Consider the following 21,844-nt stretch of genomic DNA (forward strand, 5'->3'; position numbering starts at 1 on the left):
TGACCCCGGCGCCCCGCCCGTGTGTCAGGGGTCCTTATAGATCGAGTGGTCACCGATGCGCCGCCAGACGAGAAGCGGTTCCCCGTCCTCGTCCTTTTGGATGTGGAAGGTGGCCCGCCCGTCCGGCGAAGCAAAGCTCCACGTCAGCGAGTACACATCGTGGCCACCGAGCTTGTGGATCCTGAGACGCGTCGGCCACGGTGGCGATCCGGAGAACGCACCGGCCGCGACGGCCGGGAGGAAGTCATTATGGACGGCAGTGAGGAACATGCGCTTGTGTTCCCGAGGGAGCTGCCCGAGCTCACGGTCGAAGGGACGTGAACTTCACTGCCCCTCGCCGAGCTTCTCACCGGTCACCTCTTCCAGATGGGACAGGAACTCCGCCCCGGTCATGGGAGGGTTGACCTCTCCAGCGGCGAGTTCCTCGTCCGCCTCGCGTTCGGCCCGCTGCTGCCCTTCCTCCCAGAACCACACGTCGTTCGGGTGGACGGCGACCCGGGGCAGGAGCACGACCTCCCCCTCCCGCACGACGAACTCCACCACGGTGTCGGGGTTGTCCAAGCCGAGCTCTCGCCGCACCTCGGGGGGGACGACCAGAGTGCCATCGGTCGAGGAGACACTTCCGAAACCCACGTGCTTGTCCATGTCTCCACGGTAGCCGTGGAGTGGTCCATCGGTAAGTACGGACATTCGCCTACGGCCTTCACGCCTGGGAACTCTTCGGTCGGCGCGACTCTAGCCGAGCGGTGCACAGCGTGTCCGGCGTTTACCGAATGTGAGCGGCCCGGAGGTGGGCGAGGAACTCCTCCTCGTTCTCGAAGGTGGTGTACCGGCCCGCCGCGAGGTCTTCTTCGGCCTCCCGCTCGGCCGCCTGGCTCTCCGGGCTCCAGAACCAGGCGTCATCGGGGTGGACGGCGACACGTGGCCGCAGCACGATCTCCCCATCGCGCGCGACGTACTCGACGATCGCATCAGGGTTGTCGAGCTCCAAAGCGGCCCACACTTCGGGGGGCACCGTGAGTGCATGACCGGACGAGGAGACGCTGCCGAACCCGATGCGCTTGTCCATGACTTCACGGTATCCGTGATCGCAGGAACCGTCCGGCTGTGGCCGGTGGACGGTTCGGGCTCGGACTGAAGCCTCCGCGTTCGATCCGCCGTCGTGGGTGACGTCCGGGGCCCTCGGTGGTGTCCCTTAGATTGGCCCCATGACCACAGCGAATGCGCACGCCGGACCGGAACTGCACGTGGCTCTGCTCGGTTACGGCAAGGGCGGGGAGGTGTTCCACGCACCGCTCATCGAGGCCACCCCCGGACTGCGGCTGGCCGCCGTGGTCACCGGCAACCCCGAGCGGCAGGAGGCCGTGCGGCGGCGCCACCCCGGTGCCGAGGTCATCCCCTCCGCCGACGAGCTGTGGGACCGCGCCGGGGAGTTCGAGATCGCGGTGGTCACCACCCCCAACGACACGCACGCCCCGCTCGCCGAGGCCGCGCTCAAGGCCGGGATGTCGGTGGTGGTCGACAAGCCCTTCGCGCTGGACGCGGCCCGCGCCCGGGGGCTCACCGAGCTGGCCGGGGAGCTGGGCCACGTGCTGACCGTGTACCAGAACCGCCGCTGGGACTCCGACTTCCTGACGCTGTGGAAGCTGATCGACGAGGGCGCCCTCGGGCGGGTGCACCGGTTCGAGTCGCGGTTCGAGCGGTGGCGCCCGCAGCCCAAGGAGACCTGGCGCGAGCGCGGCGCCGCCGAGGACGGCTCCGGAATCCTGTACGACCTGGGGCCGCACCTGATCGACCAGGCCGTCAACCTCTTCGGCCCGGTCGAGCGCGTCTACGCCGAACTCGACGCCCGCCGCCCCGGCGTCGGCGCCGAGGACGACGCCTTCCTCGCCCTCACCCACGGCTCCGGGGTCCGCTCCCACCTGTGGATGAGCGCCCTGGCGGCGCGGCCGGGCCCGCGCTTCCGGGTGCTGGGGGACCGGGGCGGGTTCACCGTCGACGGGTTGGACTCCCAGGAGGCCCGCCTGACCGCGGGGGAGACCCCCGACGCCGCCGACTGGGGCGTCGAGCCGGAGGACTCCTGGGGCCTGGTCGGTGCCGAGGGCGACCTGCGCCGCGTCCCGTCCGAGCGCGGGTCCTACCCGTCGTTCTACGAGGGCGTCCGCGAGGCCGTGGGGGAGGGCGACCCGGTCCCGGTGGAGCCGCACGAGGTGATCCACGGCCTGGAGGTCATCGAAGCCGCCCGCAGGAGCGCCCGCGAACAGCGCTCCGTCCGCCCGGGCGAGGGGGCGTAGCCGCCCTCATCAATGATCTCGACGAAAGTGCTGCCATTCCGGCGGGCTTGGCAGCACTTTCGTCGAGATCATCGCGGGGAGGGCGCGCCGGCGCGGCGGCCGCCCTTCTCGTCGAACCGGTCGGCCCGGTCGACGGGTCGTGGTGTGAATCCCCGTGACGGGATGTGAGATTCCTCCCGCCGGGGCCCACCGGGTGGGCCGGAGCACACCCCGCGGGCTAACGTCGGATGAGTGGATGAGTCATTGGCCACCGGGCGGGACGCCCTCGGGCACGCGGCGGGCAGTTCCGGGTACCGGCGGATCACGGTGGCGATGACCGCCGCGGGCGTCGCCACGTTCGCCCAGCTCTACGCGGTGCAGGCGGTCCTTCCCGGGATGGCCGACGACTTCTCCGCCGCCGCCTCCACCGTCGCCCTGTCGGTGTCCTTCGCCACCGCCGGGCTCGCCGCCTGCGTCCTGGTCTGGAGCGGGCTCGCCGACCGGTTCGGCCGGGTCGGGGTCATGACCGCCGCCCTCGTGGTCTCCACCGCGCTCGGGCTCGCCGCGCCCTTCGCCCCCGAGATCTGGTCCCTGCTCCTGCTGCGCGCCCTGCAAGGCGCCTTCCTCGGCGGCGTCCCCGCCGTGGCCATGGCCTACCTCGCCGAGGAGATCGCCCCCTCCCACCTGTCCCGCGCCGCCGGGATCTACATCGCCGGGAACACCGTCGGCGGCATGTCCGGCCGCCTCGTCGCCGGTGCCGTCGCCGACCTCGGCGGCTGGCGCTGGGGCGTGGGCGCCGACTCGCTGCTGGCGGCGGCCGCCCTCGTCGTCTTCCTCATCGCCGTGCCGCCCGCCCGCGGATTCGCCCCCCGGCCGCGCAAGCGGCGGCGGCGGGACGCGGCCGAGGGCGCCGACGCGGGCCACGGGCTGCTGCGCCGGGTCGGCGGCGCCGTGGGCGACCCCGGCCTGCTCGCGCTGTACGCCCACGCCCTCCTCCTCATGGGCGCCTTCGTCACCATCTACAACTACCTGGGCTTCCGCATGATGGACCCCCCGTTCGGGCTGTCCCAGACCGTGGTGGCGTTCCTCTTCGTGGCCTACCTGGCCGGCACGGTCAGCTCGGCCGCCGTGGGCCGGGCCGTCGAGCGCTTCGGCCGCCACCCCGTGCTCGCCGGGAGCGTGCTGTTGATGGCCGGGGGAGCCGCCCTGCTCGTCCTCCCGGCGTTCACGGCGGTCGCCGCCGGGCTGCTGGTGCTCACGTTCTTCTTCTTCGCCGCGCACACCACCGCCTCGGCGTGGGTCGGGCACCGCGCCCGCCCGTTCGCGCGCGCCCAGGCCGCCGCCCTGTACACGCTCGCCTACTACCTGGGGTCCAGCGCCTTCGGGTGGCTCGGCGGCGTCCTGTTCGACGCGTGGGGCTGGGGCGCGGTGGTGGGATTCGTGCTCGCCCTGTGCGCCCTGGCGCTGGTGGCCGGTCTCGCGCTCCGCGCCGCACCGAGGGGCGCGACCCCCTAGACCTTCGGCAGGATGTGCTCGGGGACCTCCGCGTTCACCTGGTGCAGCCGCGCCTGGGCCGCCCGGCGCAGGCGGCCGAAGCACTCCACCGCCGTCGTCGCGTCCCCGACCAGGCCGCCCTTGGTGACCGCCGGGACCCCGTCCAGGGGGCCGCCGCCGATGGTGCCGTGCACCGCCAGCGGGACGATCTCCCCCGCCACGGCGAACGACCGCACCCCCAGCTCGTCCAGCACGCTCGCGGCCAGGTCGCCCCCGGTCAGGTACAGCCCGGTCGGCAGCGCGTGCGTCCCCGAGTCGGACTCCACGTCGCGCACCGCCTCGGCGACGATCCCGGCCAGCAGCCGGGGCAGCGCCCGGAGCGCGGCGTCCGCCCCCGGCGCCCCCTGCGGCGGGGCGGTCGCCCGCACCACCACGAACTCGGGGAACACCGCCCCGGAGAGCCGCTCCCGCAGGGCGGCGGCGAACTCCTCGGCGTACTCCCCGGGGTCCGGCGGGGCCTCCCCGTTCTCCCCCTCGCCGCCGGTCCCGGCCAGCAGCACCGGGTCCACGTCCACGAACCGGACCGGCCCCGTGCGCGCGACCGCCTCCAACTGGCGCCGGGTCAGCCCGGTGGTGCTGCCGACCACCGCCAGCAGCGGCCCCGGCGCCCCGGCCCGCCCGCGCAGCCGCATCGCGTAGCCGAGCGCGGCCCCCGCCGGGCCCGGGTCGACCGACACCCACACCACGCCCTCGGACCGGCGCGCCTCCGCCGCCGCCTCGGCCAGGTCCTCGATGCGGCTCTCGTCGGCGGCGTCGCACAGCACGATGGGCTCATCGCCCGCGGTCAGCTCGGCCATCAGCAGCTCCCGGGTGACCTGCCGGGCGGGCACGTGCCGCACCGCCAACCCGGTCTGGCGGCCCAGGATCCGCGACACCACCCCGGTGTCCATCGGGCAGAACGGGTCGGCGGCCACCTCGCTGGACTCCAGCGGCACCCCGTCGAGGAGCTGCACCCCGTCCACGGTGACCCTGCCGGTGGCCGGGAAGGCGGGCACGGCCAGGGCGCGCACCGCCAGGCGCTCGGGCACCCGCTCGCGCACCGCCCGCCAGGCCGCCTCCACCTCGGCGCCCACGTTCCCGCGCAGCGTGCTGTCCACCCGCTTGACCACCAGGTCCACCGGCCAGACCGCCTCCACCACGTCGGTGACCAGGTCGGCCGCCTGCTCGGGGGGCAGGTGCCGGCTGTCCAGGTTGGCCACCACCACGTCGTAGGTGTCGGCGACCGCCGCGACCTGCTCGGGCGTCACCGTGGCCGTGCGCATCCCGGTCCGCGCGAAGCGGGCCCCGGTGGCGTTGGCCCCGGTGAGGTCATCGGCCACGACGAGTATGCGAGCCACGGTGGACGCTCCTTTGCGCGCTAGTGGGCCGGGCGGCCCCGCGCCGCCCCGGTTCCTCCCCGTCAAATCTCTCATCCGCGGGGCGCGTGCGGGTCGGCCTCCGCGGCGGGTAGAGGGGGAGCGAGGGCGTAAGAGAGGCGTCTCACAGCGCCGTGAGCGGGGGCGGGGCCCGCGGGTGGTCTAGAATCTCGGGCAATTTAAGCACGTGACCTGAGGTTTTCCGCGAACTTCGCCAAGGAGGACGATGACTCGACTCGCACGCGACACGATCCGGCGCATGCCCAAGGTGCTGCTGCACGACCACCTGGACGGCGGACTGCGCCCGAGCACCCTGGTCGACCTGGCCGCCGAGGCCGGCCACCAGGGGCTGCCCGCGACCGACCCGGACCGCCTGCAGGAGTGGTTCTCGGCCGCGCACGGCTCCCAGGAGGAGCTGCTGGCCCGCCTGGACCCGGTGCTGGACCTGCTGCAGACCGCGCCCGCCCTGGTCCGGGTGGCCACCGAGTGCGTCCAGGACCTCGCCGAGGACGGGGTGGTCTACGCCGAGGTCAAGATCGCCCCCGAGCAGCACACCCGCGCGGGCCTCACCCGCGAGCAGGTGGTGGACGCGGTGCTGGAGGGGCTGCGCGTGGGCACCGCCAAGGCCCGCCTGTTCGGCCGCGACATCCGGGTGCGGCTGCTGCTCACGGCGCTGCGCCAGGCCGCCGACTCCCAGGAGATCGCCGAGCTGGCGGTGCGCTACCGGGACGCCGGGGTGGTCGGCTTCGACATCGCCGGCCCCGAGGCGGGCTACCCGCCCACCCGGCACCTGGGCGCCTGCGACCACATCCGCCGGGAGAACTTCAACCTCACCCTGCACGCCGGCGAGGGGTTCGGCCTCTCCTCCATCTGGGAGGCCATCCAGTGGTGCGGCGCCGACCGCCTGGGCCAGGCCGTGCGCATCATCGACGACGTGGCGATCGCCGAGGACGGCACCTCCAAGCTGGGGCGGCTGGCCGCCTACGTGCGCGACAAGCGCATCCCGCTGGAGCTGTGCCCGACCGCCAACGTCAACACCGGCGCGGTGTCGGCGCTGGCCGAGCACCCGGTGGAGGCCCTGCGCCTGCTGCGGTTCCGGGTGACGGTCAACACCGACAACCGGCTGCTGCACGGCACCTCGATGACCGAGGAGTTCGCCCGCCTGAGCGAGGAGTTCGGGTACGGCACCGAGACGCTGCGCTGGTTCACGGTGAACGCGATGAAGTCCGCCTTCATCCCGCACGACGAGCGGCTGGAGCTGATCGACCGGGTGATCAAGCCCGGGTTCGCGCGCCTGCGCGCCGAGTCGGCCGGGGCCGCGTTCTTCCGCCAGGAGGACCCCTGGTGAGGGGGCGGCCGCCCCCTACCCTCGATGATCTCGGGGATTCCGGGCTTAAGAAGCCCGTCATAACCCCGACTTCCCCGAGATCAACATGGATTCGGGCCGGTGACCGGGCTGCCGGGCGGGTGAACGGTCCCCTTCGTTGCACTCCACCCGCCCGGCGCCCGCTGCCTCCCCGCGCCACCGGGGAGTGACCGTGGGGCGCGAGGACCTCAGTCCTGCGCCGGATCGACCGCCGGAACCGGGAACGGGGGCGCCCCCGTGCCCTGGAGGCGGTGGCCTCCCCACACGTTCCGCTCGGTCAGCCGCCCCGCCCCCTCGTGGCCCTGGGGGGTGCGCACCAGCACCGACGTGTGGCCCGCGTCGTACTCGGCGGCGACGCCGGGGTGCGGCCAGACGCGGCCCACCCAGGCGTAGGCCCCGGTGAGGGGGTCGAAGTGCCCGGCGATGAACGCCTCGGCCTCGACCGGGCGGCCGTCGAAGACGAGGGTCACCGGCCCCCGGTACTCCTCCTCGTCGTCGCCCATCCCGCTCACGCCGTCACCTCCTCGGAGGCGGCCCCGGGTGCGGCGCCCGCGGCCGCGGGCGCCTTCGGCGGCCCCGAGCCGTTCGCGGCCCCGGCGGCGCGCCCGCCCCGGTTGGGCGCACTCCGCGCCGAACGCGGGACCTCCTTGCGGATCCGGTAATTGTGCGGGTCGAACCGGAGCGTCTGCAGCGCGTACTCGAAGCTGAACCCGGGCCACAGGGTCACGTTCCGGCCCTTGGAGTTGAGGTACCAGCTGTCGCAGCCGCCGGTCACCCACACCGAGTCGCGGGTCTTGTGCTGCATGCGCGCCGAGTACGCGGTCTGCGCCTCGGGCAGCGCCTCCAGCCGGTCCACCCTGTTGCGCGCGGCGAAGCGCAGCGCCGACATCACGTACCGCATCTGCGCTTCCAGGAAGAACACGTGCGAGGTGTGCCCCGGTCCGGTGTTGGGCCCGGCCAGGATGAACAGGTTGGGGTAGCCCGAGACCGTGGTGCCCTTGAGGGACTCCAGGTCGTCGCCCCAGCGGTCCCAGATGCTGCGGCCCTCGGCGTCGTGCACCATCTTGGCGGCCGGCATGTCGGTGACGTGGAAGCCGGTGCCGAAGATGATCGTGTCGACCTCGCGCTCGGTGCCGTCGGCCGCCAGGACCGACTTCTCCCGGATCTCCTTGATCCCGTCGGTCACCACCTCGACGTTGGGCTTGTCGAGCGAGGGGTAGTAGTCGTTCGACAGCAGCAGCCGCTTGCAGCCCGGGACGAAGTCCGGCACCAGCTTCGCGCGCAGCTCCGGGTCCTTGACCTGGCGCTTCAGGTGGGCCTTGGCGAGCGCGGCGACGCCCTTCATCAGCGCCGGGTACTTCACGAACCCGAGGACGTAGGTCTCCCGCCCCCAGTAGATGTTCTTGCGGAACACCTGCTGGGCCCCGGGCACGTTGTGGAACAGCCACCGCTCCAGCCGGGTGACGTCCCGGTCGTGCTTGGGGATCACCCACGGGGGCGTGCGCTGGTACAGGTCGAGCCGCCCCACCTTCGGCTGGATCTGCGGCACGAACTGGATCGCCGAGGCGCCGGTGCCGATGACGGCGACGCTGCGCCCGGACAGGTCGTGGGAGTGGTCCCAGCGGGCCGAGTGGAACACGGTGCCCTGGAAGTCCGCGAGCCCGGGGATGTCGGGGACCGACGGGTCGGCCAGCGCCCCGCACGCGCTGATCAGGAACTGCGCGGTGACCGTCCGCCCGTCCTCGGACTCGATCCGCCACCGGTTGGCCGCGGGCTCCCAGTACGTGCCGGACACGCCGAACCCGAAGCGCACGTGGCGGTAGACGTCCTCCTCCTCGGCCACCCGCTGCAGGTAGGCCTGGATCTCCTCCTGGCCGGAGAAGGTGCGCGACCAGCCCGGGTTCAGCCGGAACGACAGCGAGTACAGGTGGGAGGGGACGTCGCAGGCGGCGCCGGGGAAGGTGTTGTCCCGCCACGTCCCGCCGACGTCGTGGGCGCGTTCCAGCAGGACCAGGCTCGTGAGGCCGGCGCGCTTGAGCCGGGCGGCCATGCCGATTCCGGAGAACCCGGAGCCGATGACGGCCACCCGGTAATGGGGCGCCGTGGTCTCGTTCTCGGTCACGTCGTTGTCGTCCCTTCGGCGCTGCGGGGTGCTGGGAGGGAAGGGGAGGGGTGGGGCGGAAGAAAGGGGAGCCGGCCCGCGGGCTCAGGCGCGATGGCCCGCGGGCCGGCGGCTCTGCGGGCGCCCGGTGGCGCGGGCGCCCGGTCGTCATGCGGCGGGTGTCATGCGGCGGCGGCCGCCACGGGGGCCGGGGCGCCCTTGCGGCCCAGCAGCCCGGCCCGGCGCCACAGGTGCTTGGCGGGTCCGGCCAGCAGCCCGGCCTTGTCGAAGGTGGCGACCACCTTGCGCGCCGCCCAGGTCTTGGTGTCGATGTGGGCGGGGTTGCGCCGGGCGGCCCTGGCCGCCTCCTTGGGGTCCAGCCCCACGGAGCGGTAGACCTCGGGGCTGATCAGCCTGGTGGTCGCGAAGTAGACGACCAGGCCCAGCACGAACCGGCTGTAGGCCTTGGAGACGGCCCCGTGGTGGTCCCAGTCGCGGATCAGCTCCTCGCGGGCGTAGCGCATGTGCCGCGCCTCCTCCACCACGTGGATCCGGGAGACCGCCTGCACCAGCGGGTCGAGCGTCTCGTCCACCATGCCCTCGCGCTGGAGCTGGTCGAGGATCTCCTCGACGAACAGCGCGCCGGCGAAGGTCAGCGGGCCGTTGGAGATCGCCTTGAAGAGCCGGCCCAGGTTGTGGGTGACGAAGTCGGGCCGGTAGTGGCGCCCCGCCAGCTTCTGGGTCATCTTGGCGAACATCACCGAGTGGCGGCACTCGTCGGCGATCTCGGTGTAGGCGTACTGCACGTGGTTGGTGGTGGGGTCGCGGTCGTAGGCGTGCCGGATCAGCATCTGCATGAGGATGGTCTCGAACCACAGCCCGATGGAGGCGATGCTGGCCACCTCGTGCCGGCTCAGCTCCTTGCGCTGGTCCTCGGAGAGGCGGTCCCACAGCTCGGTCCCGTACAGCGACACCCGGTGCGGGGCGATGGCGTAGCGGTCCCGGTCGATCGGCGCGTCCCAGTCGATCTCCACGAGCGGGTCGTAGGAGGCCTTGGCCGAGGAGCGCAGCAGCCGCTTGGCGATGTCCTCGCGGTCGGTGACGGTCGGTTTCGGATCGGCCTGCACGGTCATGGCGGTTCTCCTTCGGGGGTGCGGGCGGCCGGGCGGCGGGACCCGGCCGGGGCGCGGCTAGCCGGTCGGCATCGGGGCGCCGTGGCGCTCGTGCAGGCCGCGGGCGATCTCCCCGCCGGACAGCCTGCCCTCGCGGACCAGGTCGGCGATCTCGGTGGCGGTCACCCGGTCGACGAGGCCGGGCGCGTGCCGGGTCAGGCGCAGGGCGGCGGTGCCCAGCGCGGTGGAGGCGACGTCGCGGGGCGGGCGGGGCGCGGCCGCCGCGCGCAGGACCGCGAGCACCGTGTCGCGCAGGCGCTCGGCGGGCACCAGGCCGTCCAGCGACACCCCCGCCGCGCGCGAGTCGTCGTGGATGGGGGTGTCGACGTAGCCGGGGTGCACGGTGGTGACCCCCACATGGGTGCCGTACTCGGCGCGGAGCGAGTCGGCGTAGGCGGTCACGGCGCGCTTGGAGACGACGTAGGCCGAGGCGAACGGCAGCGGGAGCCCCGCCAGCAGGGAGGCGGTGACCACCACCCGGCCCTTGTCGGCCACCAGCGCGGGCAGCGCCGCGGCGGTGGTGCGCCAGGTCCCCAGCAGGTTGACCTCCAGGGCCTCGCGGACGCACTGGTCGGGCATGGCGCCCACGTCCACGGCGGGGCCCACGCCGGCGAAGTGGATCAGCCGGTCGAGCCCGCCGAGCCGCTCGGTGGCGGCGCCGACGGCGCGGCGGACCGCGTCCTCGTCGGTGACGTCGCAGGCGAGCACGCGCCCGGCGTCGTCGGGCTTGCGGTCCAGTCCCACGGCGTCGGCGCCCAGGTGCCGCAGCACCCGCATGCTCGCCGAGCCGAACGCTCCGGAGGCGCCGGTGACCAGGACGCGCTTACCACGGAGGGCGCCCAGAGGGGGTCGGGGCATCAGTGATCTCCTCCACATCTCGTGCAGGAACGTTACAACGGACATTGTCACAGTGCAATAGGGTGAAGTCGTGCGGGCGCCCGAATTTCCCTAGGGTGGGACCATGGCCGAATACCGGATCGACGAGCTGGCGCGTCTCGCCGACACGACCGTGCGGAACGTGCGGGTCTACCAGGACCGGGGCCTGCTGTCCCCGCCCCGCAGGGAGGGGAGGGTGGGCATCTACACCGAGGCCCACCTGGCCCGCCTGCGCCTGATCGCCCAGCTGCTCAAGCGCGGGTACACCTTCGCCAACATCAGTGAGCTCGTCTCGGTCTGGGAGCGCGGCGGCGACCTCAACGACGTGCTCGGGTTCGAGTCCGCCATCGGCGACCCGTGGTCGGACGAGATCGCCGCGCACCTGACCTTCGAGGAGCTGGTCGAGCTCTTCCGGGGCGACGTCACCGACGAGAACATCGAGCGCGCCCTGGCCATGGGGCTGCTGGAGGTGGACGGCGACCGGTTCCGGGCGCCCAGCCCCCGGCTCCTGCACGCCGGAGCCGAACTGGTGGCGGCCGGGATGTCGGTCTCGCGCGTGCTCGACATCGCCGAGCAGCTCGGCGGGTACATCGACGAGGCCTCCGAGGGCCTCGTGCGCGAGATCGCCGACCACATCCTGTCGGCGCACGCCCCCGAGGGGCTCCTGCAGGGCGACGACATCGCCCAGGCCGCCGACCTGGTGCGCCGCCTGCGGCCGCTGGCCCAGACGGCGGTGGACGCGATGCTCGCCCGCTCGATGGCCCGCCACATCCAGGAGGTCATCGGCGAGCACTTCTCCGACGTCCTTGAACACATCGCCTCCGGCAAGGAGCCCCGGCCCGCCTGAGCGCCCCGGCGCCGCCTCAGGGGCCGCGCGGACAGGCGGGTGTGCTCCGCGTTGATCTCGGGACGAACGACGCTTCCGGGCCGGTCTCAGGGGCGCATTCCCCGAGATCAACGACGCAGGAGCGACGCTCGGCAGCGGAGTCGGCGAGGCCGGGTGCCCTGCCGCCCGCCCGCCTGTCCGCGTGGGTTCTTAGGGGCCGCACCGGCCGGGAACCGGTCCGTATGGTGATTCTTCCTGATCAGGGCGCTCGGGGGGTGGAGAACTCCGGGTTCGGTGGGCCCGAAGCGCCGGATCGGCGCCGGGGGCGTCAGTGGCCCCGGGGCGCGGCTCCAGGGCGACCCCGGCCAGGCGCGCCAGGTGGGCGCACGCCCGCTCGGGCTCCTCGGCCGGGACCATGTGCCCGGCCGACTCGGCCACGTCCTGCTCGGCCTCCGGCAGCTCGCGGGCGAGGGTCCGGCCGGCGCGGGCCGGGACCACCCGGTCCCGGCCGCCGGACAGCAGCACGACCGGCACCCGCCGCAGCGCCTCCAGCCGCCCCCGCACGTCGTGCCCGGCCACGGCCGCCGTCCCCTCCGCCAGCACGTCCGCCGGGGCCGCGTGGAGCTGCTGCGCGCACAGCGCCACCTGGTCCTCGGGGGCGCCCTCGCCGAAGGCCGCCCGCCGCACCGCCGCCCGGTAGGCGGGCAGCCGGTGCGGGAGCAGGCGGCGCAGCCGGTCGACCGCCCAGGGCGCGGCCCCGGCGAGCCGTCGGCCCGCGGCCCGGGCCGGGCCGGCCGCCGACCCGGCGGCCAGCAGCACCCCGGTGACGGTGCCGCCGAACAGGCCGGGGCGGTCGGCCGCCAGCCGGGCCGCGGCCATCGCGCCCAGCGAGTGGCCGCCCAGCACCACCGGCCCGTCCGGGGCGCAGGCGGCGACCACCCGCGCCAGGTCGTCGGCGAGCAGGCGCATGTCCATGCGGGCGGTGCCGCGGCCGGAGCCGCCGTGCCCGCGCAGGTCCCAGCGGACGACGCGGAGCCGTCCGCCGCTGCCCGCCGCCAGCCGGGTGGCGTGCGGGGCCCAGGTGTCGCAGCTCAGTCCCAGCCCGTGGGCGAGGACGACGGTGCACGCGGCCGCCTCCGGCCCGCGCGTGCGCAGGCGCAGCTCGGCGCCGTCGGGGGTGGTCACGGTCTCGGCCAGGTCCGCCGTATGGCGCAGAGGGGTCATGCGGGTCCTCGGGGGGTGCGGGCCGCGGCCGCGGTCGGTCCGCGGGCGCGGCCGGGGTCGGGGGTGCCTCCCACGGAGTGCCTGCCGTGCGCTCCTTCCTCCTTCCCGATAGGAGGAACGGGTCTTCCAGGGGTTGTTCCCCCGGCCGGGGCGGGCGACCCGGCCGGGGTGCGGGTGCGGGTGCGGGTCTGGGGCCCTCAGGCGGGGGAGACCGGAAGCGGGCGGGAGAAGCGCAGCTCGGCGAAGGCGCCGGCCGGGACGGCGGGGGAGTCGGGGTGCACCGGCGCCACGGTGCGGTAGGGCTCGCCGGGGGCGGGGCGGGGGTCGGTGCCGCCCTTGTTCGGCCAGAACGACATGGCCCGCTCGGCCTGGGCGGTGATGGTCAGCGAGGGGTTCACGCCGAGGTTCGCCGAGACCGCCGAGCCGTCCACCACGTGGATGCCCGGGTGGCCGTAGAGGCGGTGGTAGGGGTCGACCACGCCGCTGTCGGGGGAGTCGCCGATGGGGCAGCCGCCCAGGAAGTGCGCGGTGAGCGGGATGTTGAACACCTCGCCGACGGTGCCGCCGGGGAATCCGTCGATCTTCTCGGCCAGGCGGGAGAGCACCTCCTGGCCCTGCGGGATCCACGACGGGTTGGGCTCGCCGTGGCCCTGCCGGGAGGTGAGCACCCGGCGGCCGGAGGCGCCGCGGCGGGTGTAGGTGGTCAGCGAGTTGTCCAGGGACTGCATGACCAGCCCGATGACGGCGCGCTCGGAGAAGCGGCGCACCGACAGGCTGCGGGCGAAGACGTAGGGGTGCCGGGCGGCCAGCCCCAGGAAGCGCATCCAGCGGGGCACCCGGCCACCGCCGGGAACCTGGATGGTGGCCAGCATGCCCATGGCGTTGGAGCCCTTGCCGTAGCGGACCGGCTCCACGTGGGTGTGGGCGTCGGGGTGCATGGAGGAGGTGATGGCCACGCCACGGGAGAAGTCCTCGGGCGGGTCCATGCTGGCGGTCATGGCGCCGCCGAGGGACTCGGAGTTGGTCCGGGTGAGCGTGCCCAGGCGGGAGGAGATGCGGGGGAGCAGGCCGGTGTCGCGCATGCGGTGCAGGAGGTTCTGCGTGCCCCAGGTCCCGGCGGCGACCACGACCTGGTCGGCGGTGAAGGTCCGGGCGTTGGCGCGTCTGCGTCTGGCTCCGGTGGTGAGCGTGTCCACGGCGTACCCGCCCCCGGGCAGCTCGCGGACGCGCTCCACGGTGGTCATCGGGTGGATCACCGCGCCGCCCTTCTCGGCGAAGTGGAGGTAGTTCTCGGTGAGCATGTTCTTGGCGCCGTGGCGGCAGCCGGTCATGCATTCGCCGCACTCGGTGCACGCGCGGCGCTCGGGGCCCACCCCGCCGAAGTAGGGGTCCTTCACGCGCTCGCCGGGGGCGCCGCGCGCCGATCCGTCGGCGTCGGCGCCGTCGCCGAAGAACACGCCCACGGGGGCCAGGTGGAAGGTCTCGCCCACGCCCATGTCCTCGGCGACCGTGCGCAGGTGGGCGTCCGAGGGGGTGACGGTGGGGTTGGTGCGCACCCCGAGCATGCGTTTGGCCTGGTCGTAGTAGGGGGCGAGCTCGCGGCGCCAGTCGGTGATGCCCCGCCACTGCGGGTCCTCATAGAAGTCGTCGAGCGGCTCGTAGAGGGTGTTGGCGTAGTTGAGCGAGCCGCCGCCCACCCCGGCGCCGGCCAGGATCATCACGTCGCGCAGGACGTGGATGCGCTGGATGCCGTACATTCCCAGCCAGGGGGCCCAGATGAAGTTCTTCAGGTCCCATGAGCTGCTGGGAAGGGTCTCGGCGGTGTAGCGGCGGCCGGCCTCCAGCACCCCCACGCGGTAGCCCTTCTCGGTGAGGCGCAGGGCGCTGACCGCGCCCCCGAACCCCGACCCGATCACGAGCACGTCGTAGCGGCGTTCGGACGCGGTTCCGCCGGGGGCGGGCGCGGTGCTGCCGGCGTTGTCGGAGGCCAACGTGGCACCTTTCCTTCGTCGGGGGGACCCGCCGCGGACGTGGCGGACGCGTCGCGTCCGCACGGCGGAATCATGCACTTGGAAATGTGACATTCACTATTGTAATGTTCGTCACTACCCCCGAGTAAGGCGTGGTCCATGTAACACGCGAGGAGGTGGCCGGCGCAAGCTCCCCACCCCCCGATCGTCCGCTGACCTGCGGACCTGGCACGCAGGAGTCACCCCATGGCCGATCCCTCGACCGATGACACCCCCTCCGCCTCCGGAGGCGCCGACGGTGCCGACGGCGCCTCGGACGGCGCTGTGAACGCCGCTCCGGACGGCGCCGCGTCCTCCGGCGGCACCCGCTGGCGCCGGTTCGCGCTGGCGGTCCTGCCCGGCCTCGGCGCCGCCGCGATCCTGGGCATGATGACGACCCAGGGGCTGCTCGCGGCCTCCTTCGCCGTCTCCGGCGACAGCTTCAAGATGTCCGCCTCCTCGCTGGAGGGCGAGGGCTTCACCCAGTACGGCGACGTCGCCACCTCGGTCGACGACAGCGCCCGGCCCGTCGGGCTGAGCACCGTCGACCACGCCGAGCTGAAGGACCTGTGCATGTCCTCCCTGATCGACCTGCCCATCGGCACCGCGACCCTGCGGATCGGCGCCGGGGAGCAGACCCCGGTGGAGGGCACCAACCTGGTGATGGACGTGGAGCAGCTCCAGGGCAACGCGTCCTTCTCCAACATCGAGATCGGGCGGGACGCCAGCACCCTGGACAAGGCCGAGGGCGGCGCCGGGCCCGCCGGGGGCTTCGGGCTGCAGTCCGACACGATCTCGGTGAAGGACCCGAAGATCACCTCCTGGGCGGTCAACGCGGGCAGTCTGAAGCTGTCCGGGCTGAAGCTGTCCCTGAAGCCCGGTGAAGACGAGTGCTACTAGACGATTGCTCCTAGACGATGCCGCTGACCTCCGGTAACGGGCGCGGGGTGCTCCGCGCCTTCCGCGAATGGCGCCGCACCCGCCCCTTCTGGGGCGGGCTGCTGGTGCTCGTCGCCGGGGTGGAGATGATGGTCGCCCCGGCCGCGCAGTCCCTGGTGCTCCCGCTCAACCTGGTGATCTACGCCGGGATCGCCGGGATCTCGGTGTACCTCATCGGCATCCTGCTCATGGCGCTGGGCGTGCTCGCCTGGGTGCAGCCGCAGCAGCGGCTCTTCTACGGCGTGGTGTGCAGCCTGCTGTCGGTGGCCTCCTTCGTCACCGCGAACTTCGGCGGGTTCGTCATCGGGATGCTGCTGGGCATCGTCGGCGGGGCGATGGTGTTCTCCTGGTCGCCGTCGCGCCCGTCGCGCCCGCCGCGCCGCCGCGCCGCCCGCCGGACGGGCGGCGGGAAGGACGCGGACGGTGGGCCCGCCCCCGCCCACGCCGCCGTCGCGCTGCCGCTGGCCCTGGTGCTGGCGCTGCCCGCCGCGGCCGCCCCGACCGACTGGTGGCCCTGGGACGACTGGTTCGGCGGCGACGAGGGGCAGGGCGCACCGGCCGAGCCCGGCCCAACGGCCTCCCCCTCGCCCTCACCGTCCCCGTCCGGCGGCACGGGCGGGACGGACGGCGCCGACGAGGGCGCCGAGGACGGCGGTGCCGGAGGGCAGGACCCCGGCGACGGGGACGAGGACGCTGAGGACGGGGAGGACGGGGATCGAGGGGAGGCCGGTGCCGACCCCGCCGAGTGCGAACGGCGCTCCGGCCGGGACGCACTGGCCGCCGACGAGGAGGAGTTCCTGGACGCGGTCGAGGCCTGCAAGGCCGCGGACGAGGAGGGGAGCGCACCCGAGGTCCGGGTGGAGCAGGGCGACGACCGCTTCACCGCCTCGAACGCCGAGTCGGGGCTGACCGCCGATTCCCTCACCATGCGGGGCGCGTGGTTCGGCGGGGTCGTGGAGTACCCCGCGAGCGACGGCCCCGAACGCTACCTGCGCATCGTGATGAGCGAGGGCGACGTCACCGGCGGAGAGCTGTGGTGGAAGCATGCCGGGGGGCGCGCCTCGCTCGCCCTGCCCGAGATGAACCTGGCCGGCCGCGACGGCTCGTCGGTGGTGCTGCACGTCCAGCGGATGACCGTGCGCATCCTCGGGATCAGGCTGACCTTCACCCCGGACTTCCCGCCGCCGCTGCTGCTGCCCTACATGGTGGTGACCGACGTCGACGTGTCCCGGCCGGTGGCCGACGCGGCCCACCTGTCCGTCGACGGCCTCGACCTGATGGCCGACCGGGAAGGGATCTGACCCGGCCCCATCGCGCCTCCCTCGTTGATCTCGGGAGAAACGCCCCTACCCGCGCGGTTTTAGGGGCGTTTCTCCCGAGATCAACGACAGGGGAACGGGCGCGGCCGGTCGCTCCGGCCGCGCCCGCTCAGTGGTCGGTCAAGGGGCGATCAGGGGGCGGTCAGACCGCCGCCGCCTCCTTCTCGGAGTCCCGGACCCCGTGCGGCACCAGGCGGCTCGGCGCTCCCACGTAGGACACGTACAGCGCGTCCCGCGCCCGGGTGCAGGCCAGGAAGAGCAGGTTCCGCTCCTGCTGGTACACCTGCTCCAGGGCGACCGGGTCGCCTTCGGCGGCGTCGAGGGCGGCCTTGGGCGGCAGCAGCGGCTCGCTCACCCCCACCACCGCCACGCAGCGGAACTCCTGCCCCTTGAGCTTGTGCATGGTGCCCACCCGCACCGCCGGGGCCGAGTCCACCGCGTCCAGCGGCGCCGTCGGGATGCCGCGGGCCTGCAGCTCCTTGGCCATGTGCCGGACCACCCACTGGTTGCGCCCGGCCACCGCCACCGACGAGGGGGCCACCCCGGCCTCCAGCCACACCCGCACCCACTCGGCGAGCGCGGCCCGCTCGTCGGAGCGGTCGCGGCAGCCGCGCAGCACCGGCTCGGGGCCGTGCAGCAGGGAGCGGTAGCCGGTCAGCGCGTCGGCGTCGTCGTCCAGGCCGACCTCGGGGCGGCGGCCAAGGATGGGCACCGCCCAGTCGAGGATCTCCTGGCTGACCCGGTAGCTCACGCGCAGCCGGTGGCCGCGCCCGCGCACGTTGATCCCGAGCGAGGCCAGGGAGACGCGGTTGTCGGAGATGCGCTGGTGCGGGTCGCCGACGATGAACAGGTCGTCCGGCCCCTCGGGGACGGCGGCGCGCAGCAGCCGCCACTGGGCGGGGTGCAGGTCCTGGGCCTCGTCCACCACCACGTGCCGGTACCGGGGGCCCACCCGCCCCAGGTGCTCGGCGGCGGCCAGGGCGATCTGCGGGTAGGACCACTCCCCGGCCACCCGCATGGCCGCGGTGTAGCGGCGGATGGCGTCCCACACCTGCGGGCGGTGCTCGGGCGCCAGGTGCAGCATGCGCCCGCTGCGCTCGCAGCGCACGTAGTCCGACAGGCGGGTCAGGTTCTGCGCGAGCACGACCTGCTCCCACTCGTCGGCCAGGAAGCGGCCGGAGAAGGGCAGGCCGTCCTCGGCGGCCGCCTCCCGCCAGCGCTCGGCCAGGGTGTCCCGGCCCAGCGCGTCGGGCAGCAGGCCGGTGTGCTCGTGGACGATGCCGCGGGCGAGGCTGTCGACGGTGACGACCTCCACCCGGGCGCGGACCCGCGGGTCCGGCAGCAGGCGGTCGAGCTGCCCGGACAGGGTCTGGGCGAGCAGCCGGTTGTAGGTGGTCAGCAGGACGGTGCGGCGGGCGTCGGGGGAGACGGCGGAGTCCCGGGAGGCCAGGTGGGCGGCGCGGTGCAGGGCCAGCACCGTCTTCCCGGTTCCGGGGCCGCCGCTGATCTGCGCCGACCCGGCGTAGCGGGCGTCGACGATGCGGTGCTGGTCGGGGTGGAGGGTGAGCTGCCACTCGTCGAACGAGGCGCCCAGGTCGAGCTCGTCGGGGCCGGTGACGCGGGGCGCCCCGGCGGGGACGGGCGGCGGCTCCGGGGCCAGCTCGGCGCCGTCCTGGGGGACGGCGGTGCGGTCGCGGGCCATCGCCAGCGCGTCGTCCTGGCGGCGGACCCCCAGCAGGCACGTCCCGCCGCCGGTGCCGGGGACGAGCACACCGGCCCATTCGGGGCCGATGCGCAGCAGGCGGGTGCGGGGGTCGGCGGCGTCGGCGACGGTCTCCAGGCGGCTCTCGTCGCCGTCCATGAACGCCTGGACGACGGTCAGGGCGGCGCCGCGCACGCCGGGGTCGAGACGGGAGAAGTCGGAGAGGAACGTCGGGGTGATCACGAGCTTGAGCACGTCCTTCTTGCCTCCGGTCGCCGGGGAGAGAGCGGTGGGCACAGGGGCCGGGTCGGCCGGGTCCCGGACCTCCTGTCGCTTATGGGCATGCTCGTGGCGGAATTCCGGCAAACGCTGCCGGAAGACGGGTTCGAGGGGTTCGTCGCGGGGTGTGTTCATGCAGCTCAGAGGCGTTCTTTCGATGGTGTTTTCGAGCGTCGGCGAAAGTCGTCTCCGGTCCTCGTGCTGACCTGCGGTTCCTTGGCGGGGCCCAGGGTCCGGAAGTCGACTTAGCGCCTGTCCGAAATTGGGACCAGAGGGAGGGGAACCCCCGGCCAGATCCCCTGCAGGCCGGAGGCATCGGGACCGGTTTCGGTCACCATCCCCGGGGCGCGGGGGCGGCCAGGGGGAGTGGGCGGCCAGGGGGGAGCGGACGGCCACGGCGACGGCCCGGCGGTTCCCTGGCCCTGCCTGCCGGGCGGCGGGCTGCTCGCGTCTCGGCCACGCGGCTGGGCGGGTACCCCGCTCAAGGGCTTCGGCCGGGTGGCGGGTCATCGGGATGTGAGGTGGAGGGCGGCGACGAGGAGAGGTCGGTGGCCCGTGCGCCAGCGCTGTCGGCCGCGGCGCGTGTGCGTGGTCACCGTTGATGGCGGCGACGGAGTGAGCGGGGTGGTTCCCCGCCCCTGCCTGCCGGGTGCAAGGCTCCTCGCGGTCCAGGTGGGCGGCTGAGCAGGTACCCCGCTTCAGGGCACCGCCCGTCCGGCGGGCTGACGGAGTGCCAGGAAGGAGGCGGCGACGAAGGTCGGTGGCCCTTCCGGCAGCGCTGTCAGGCGCGGCGCGTGCGGGTGGTCGCCGGAGAAGGCGGCGACGGAGAGAGCGGGGCGGTTCCCCGCCCCTGCCTGCCGGGCGCAAGGCTCCTCGCGGTCCGGGTAGGCGGCTGGGCGGGTACCCCGCTTGAGGAACCGCCACCTTCGCGGCTCCGGTGTCGCCGCCAGGCTCCGGGAAGGGGCCCGGGGCCACCACCATTCCCGACATACCGGGCACGGGGGCGGGGTTCGGGAATCCTGCGTCGTGAAATCGACGCTTTTAGGCGGATCAGGCGTCGATCTTACGACGCAGGATGGCCTGTCGCTGCCCGCTCACCCCCTCGGTGGGGGCCGGGTGCGGCTCTGTGGCGAACCCAGGGGGCGGATCGGAGTACCCGCGGGGCTCGGCGAAACTGGGGGCGGTGCACCGATGCGTGCGCACCCCCACCCCCTCCAGCCCTCTGGACCACCTCTGCCCGCGAGCCGACCAGGAGCCCCACCGTGCCGACCGCGCCGACCGCCCCCGCACCGACCCGCACCGGCGGGCCGCTGCTCACCGCCTTCCGCTGGATCGCCGCCATCGAGGCCGTCACCTGGGCGGGCCTGCTGGTCGGGATGTTCTTCAAGTACGTCGTGGTCGGCGACGACATCGGGGTGCGGGTCTTCGGCCCCCTGCACGGCGTCGCGTTCATCGTCTACGTCGTCGTCGCACTGCTGGCCTGGTACAAGCTGCGCTGGGGGCTGTGGACCGGCCTGATCGGCCTGGCGGCGAGCATCCCGCCGCTGGGCACCGTCGTGTTCGAGCGCGTGGCCGCCGCCCGCGGCCTGCTCGACCCCGCAGCGCGTGCGCAGGCGGGCCGGAGGGCCTGATCGGAATCCGGCCCGCCGGTCCGCACGCGGACCGGCGGGCCGCCGGGAGGACGCTCGGTGCCCCTGCCCGGGCCCGTCCTTCCCCGGCAGGGGCCCCGACCGCCCTGCGGGCGCCCGGGTGCCCGATCATCGCACGGACCACCCCTGTTTCGCCGCCCGTTTCCGCGCCCCGGCCCTGCCGGGGGCGCACACGCCCACTACGGCTATCGTGATGCCGAGCACACTCGGGACCGGACCTGCCGGAGAGGAAGCGGGGAGCCGTGAGCCAGGAGAATCCGCGCGCGAGCATGCGCTGCGCCGACGCCGACCGCGAGCGCGTCGCGGGGGTCCTGCGCGAGGCCGCGGCCGCCGGGCGCATCACCTTGGAGGAGCTGGACGAGCGCCTGGACGCCGCCTTCGCCGCGCGCACCTACGGCGACCTCGAACCGCTCACCGCCGACCTGCCGGAACAGGAGGCGGAGACCGAACCGCTCGCCCCGTCCGCCGGGGTCGCGCCAGAGGAGGCCTCCCGGCCCCTGGTGCTGAAGTCGTCGGCGGGCACCATCGTGCGCCGGGGAGAGTGGGTGGCCCCGCGCCGCATCGAGGTGACCAACCCGATGGGCAGCACGGTGCTGGACTTCCGGTCGGCGTCGCTGTCCAGCGGCACCACCGAGGTCGCCCTCACCTCGTCGTGGGGCGAGGCGCGCCTCGTGCTGCCGGACGGCGCGACGGCGGACGTGCGGGTGGACGCCTCCTGGTGGGGCAGCATCGACAGCCGCGTCCCGGCCAACCCGGACCGCCCCAACCCGCACTTCGTGATCACCGGCGAGGTGAAGGGCGGCAACCTGAAGATCCGTTACAAGAGCCGCTTCGACGACATGTTCGGCCTGCACGGCTGAGGGTGCCCGGCCACCGCCGGAGACGGGGCGGCCGGTATCCCGCTTCCTGGCCCCGCCCGGGCGGCAGGCCGTCGGGGCGTGAGGTGGAGGGCGGCGACGAGGAGAGGTCGGCAGCCCTTCCGGTGGCGCTGTCGGGTGGCAGGTTTGTGCGTGGTCACCGGACAGGGCAGCGACGGAGTGAGCCGTCCGGCAGGGCCCTTGCGGCCCGGGAGGTAGCCGTGACCCGGTGGGCGCATGGCCACCCGCGCTCGTGGCGGCCGCCGCCCCGGTGCACCCCAGCCCGGTGATGATCTCGACAAGGGTGCTGTCATTCCGCCGGTTTTGACAGCACCCTTGTCGA

General features: G+C 73.9%; 19 protein-coding genes. 8 read left to right on the forward strand and 11 right to left on the reverse strand.

Annotated elements, in window-relative coordinates; translation table 11 throughout:
* Positions 1-24: 24 nt before the first annotated feature.
* From O4J56_RS27015 to O4J56_RS27025, 3 genes are all read right to left on the reverse strand, one after another.
* Positions 25-270 (reverse strand): hypothetical protein, encoded by a 246-nt coding sequence (locus tag O4J56_RS27015; RefSeq protein WP_270689698.1) that lies wholly within the window; start codon positions 268-270, stop codon positions 25-27.
* Positions 271-324: 54 nt separating this feature from the next.
* On the reverse strand, positions 325-645 hold the full coding sequence (locus O4J56_RS27020; RefSeq protein WP_270689699.1) for an AbrB/MazE/SpoVT family DNA-binding domain-containing protein: 321 nt from the start codon (positions 643-645) through the stop codon (positions 325-327).
* 121 nt (positions 646-766) lie between these two features.
* Complete coding sequence (locus O4J56_RS27025; protein WP_270689700.1) at positions 767-1,069, reverse strand: hypothetical protein; 303 nt, start codon at positions 1,067-1,069, stop codon at positions 767-769.
* Positions 1,070-1,208: 139 nt separating this feature from the next.
* On the opposite strand from O4J56_RS27025, the gene O4J56_RS27030 reads away from it, so the two are divergent.
* Both O4J56_RS27030 and O4J56_RS27035 read left to right on the forward strand, forming a co-directional pair.
* Entirely contained in the window at positions 1,209-2,294 is a 1,086-nt protein-coding gene (locus O4J56_RS27030) for a Gfo/Idh/MocA family protein (protein WP_270689701.1), read from the forward strand.
* Between the two features lie 243 nt (positions 2,295-2,537).
* Positions 2,538-3,788, forward strand: coding sequence for an MFS transporter (locus O4J56_RS27035; RefSeq protein ID WP_270689718.1), 1,251 nt, complete (start codon positions 2,538-2,540; stop codon positions 3,786-3,788).
* On the opposite strand, the gene O4J56_RS27040 is transcribed toward O4J56_RS27035, so the two are convergent.
* On the reverse strand, positions 3,785-5,164 hold the full coding sequence (locus O4J56_RS27040; protein WP_270689702.1) for a four-carbon acid sugar kinase family protein: 1,380 nt from the start codon (positions 5,162-5,164) through the stop codon (positions 3,785-3,787). The two genes, O4J56_RS27035 and O4J56_RS27040, sit on opposite strands and share 4 nt — an antisense overlap.
* A 244-nt stretch (positions 5,165-5,408) precedes the next feature.
* Between O4J56_RS27040 and O4J56_RS27045 the strand changes: the two genes are divergently transcribed.
* Complete coding sequence (locus O4J56_RS27045; RefSeq protein WP_270689703.1) at positions 5,409-6,530, forward strand: adenosine deaminase; 1,122 nt, start codon at positions 5,409-5,411, stop codon at positions 6,528-6,530.
* Positions 6,531-6,736: 206 nt separating this feature from the next.
* Here O4J56_RS27045 and O4J56_RS27050 read toward each other — a convergent pair whose 3' ends face one another.
* From O4J56_RS27050 to O4J56_RS27065, 4 genes are all read right to left on the reverse strand, one after another.
* The gene (locus O4J56_RS27050; RefSeq protein WP_270689704.1) at positions 6,737-7,060 is read right to left on the reverse strand and encodes a DUF4873 domain-containing protein; all 324 of its coding nucleotides are present in this window, start codon (positions 7,058-7,060) and stop codon (positions 6,737-6,739) included.
* On the reverse strand, positions 7,057-8,670 hold the full coding sequence (locus tag O4J56_RS27055; protein ID WP_270689706.1) for a flavin-containing monooxygenase: 1,614 nt from the start codon (positions 8,668-8,670) through the stop codon (positions 7,057-7,059). The genes O4J56_RS27050 and O4J56_RS27055 overlap by 4 nt, the downstream gene beginning before the upstream one ends.
* A gap of 161 nt (positions 8,671-8,831) precedes the next feature.
* Positions 8,832-9,782 carry an AurF N-oxygenase family protein gene (locus O4J56_RS27060; RefSeq protein WP_270689708.1) on the reverse strand — a complete coding sequence of 317 codons (951 nt, stop codon included), beginning with the start codon at positions 9,780-9,782 and terminating at the stop codon, positions 8,832-8,834.
* Positions 9,783-9,839: 57 nt separating this feature from the next.
* Positions 9,840-10,679 carry an SDR family NAD(P)-dependent oxidoreductase gene (locus tag O4J56_RS27065; RefSeq protein WP_270689709.1) on the reverse strand — a complete coding sequence of 280 codons (840 nt, stop codon included), beginning with the start codon at positions 10,677-10,679 and terminating at the stop codon, positions 9,840-9,842.
* Between the two features lie 103 nt (positions 10,680-10,782).
* Between O4J56_RS27065 and O4J56_RS27070 the strand changes: the two genes are divergently transcribed.
* Positions 10,783-11,544 carry a MerR family transcriptional regulator gene (locus tag O4J56_RS27070; RefSeq protein WP_270689710.1) on the forward strand — a complete coding sequence of 254 codons (762 nt, stop codon included), beginning with the start codon at positions 10,783-10,785 and terminating at the stop codon, positions 11,542-11,544.
* Positions 11,545-11,733: 189 nt separating this feature from the next.
* Here the strand turns inward: O4J56_RS27070 and O4J56_RS27075 are convergent, their stop codons facing one another.
* Together O4J56_RS27075 and O4J56_RS27080 are read right to left on the reverse strand one after the other, a co-directional pair.
* A complete protein-coding gene (locus O4J56_RS27075) occupies positions 11,734-12,747 on the reverse strand; it encodes an alpha/beta fold hydrolase (RefSeq protein WP_270689711.1) in 1,014 nt (337 codons plus the stop codon).
* Positions 12,748-12,944: 197 nt separating this feature from the next.
* Positions 12,945-14,738, reverse strand: coding sequence for a GMC family oxidoreductase (locus O4J56_RS27080; protein ID WP_270689713.1), 1,794 nt, complete (start codon positions 14,736-14,738; stop codon positions 12,945-12,947).
* Between the two features lie 225 nt (positions 14,739-14,963).
* Here O4J56_RS27080 and O4J56_RS27085 point away from each other — a divergent pair, with 225 nt between their 5' ends.
* Both O4J56_RS27085 and O4J56_RS27090 read left to right on the forward strand, forming a co-directional pair.
* Complete coding sequence (locus O4J56_RS27085; protein ID WP_270689715.1) at positions 14,964-15,656, forward strand: DUF6230 family protein; 693 nt, start codon at positions 14,964-14,966, stop codon at positions 15,654-15,656.
* A gap of 17 nt (positions 15,657-15,673) precedes the next feature.
* Positions 15,674-16,996 carry a DUF6114 domain-containing protein gene (locus tag O4J56_RS27090; RefSeq protein WP_270689716.1) on the forward strand — a complete coding sequence of 441 codons (1,323 nt, stop codon included), beginning with the start codon at positions 15,674-15,676 and terminating at the stop codon, positions 16,994-16,996.
* Positions 16,997-17,156: 160 nt separating this feature from the next.
* On the opposite strand, the gene O4J56_RS27095 is transcribed toward O4J56_RS27090, so the two are convergent.
* Positions 17,157-18,971 (reverse strand): UvrD-helicase domain-containing protein, encoded by a 1,815-nt coding sequence (locus tag O4J56_RS27095; protein WP_270689719.1) that lies wholly within the window; start codon positions 18,969-18,971, stop codon positions 17,157-17,159.
* 1,286 nt (positions 18,972-20,257) lie between these two features.
* On the opposite strand from O4J56_RS27095, the gene O4J56_RS27100 reads away from it, so the two are divergent.
* Both O4J56_RS27100 and O4J56_RS27105 read left to right on the forward strand, forming a co-directional pair.
* Positions 20,258-20,626 (forward strand): DUF3817 domain-containing protein, encoded by a 369-nt coding sequence (locus O4J56_RS27100; protein ID WP_270689717.1) that lies wholly within the window; start codon positions 20,258-20,260, stop codon positions 20,624-20,626.
* A gap of 287 nt (positions 20,627-20,913) precedes the next feature.
* Positions 20,914-21,504 (forward strand): DUF1707 SHOCT-like domain-containing protein, encoded by a 591-nt coding sequence (locus O4J56_RS27105; RefSeq protein WP_270689720.1) that lies wholly within the window; start codon positions 20,914-20,916, stop codon positions 21,502-21,504.
* Positions 21,505-21,844: the final 340 nt, after the last annotated feature.

The organism is Nocardiopsis endophytica (assembly GCF_027706725.1).
In the GTDB taxonomy this organism is placed as follows: domain Bacteria; phylum Actinomycetota; class Actinomycetes; order Streptosporangiales; family Streptosporangiaceae; genus Nocardiopsis_A; species Nocardiopsis_A endophytica.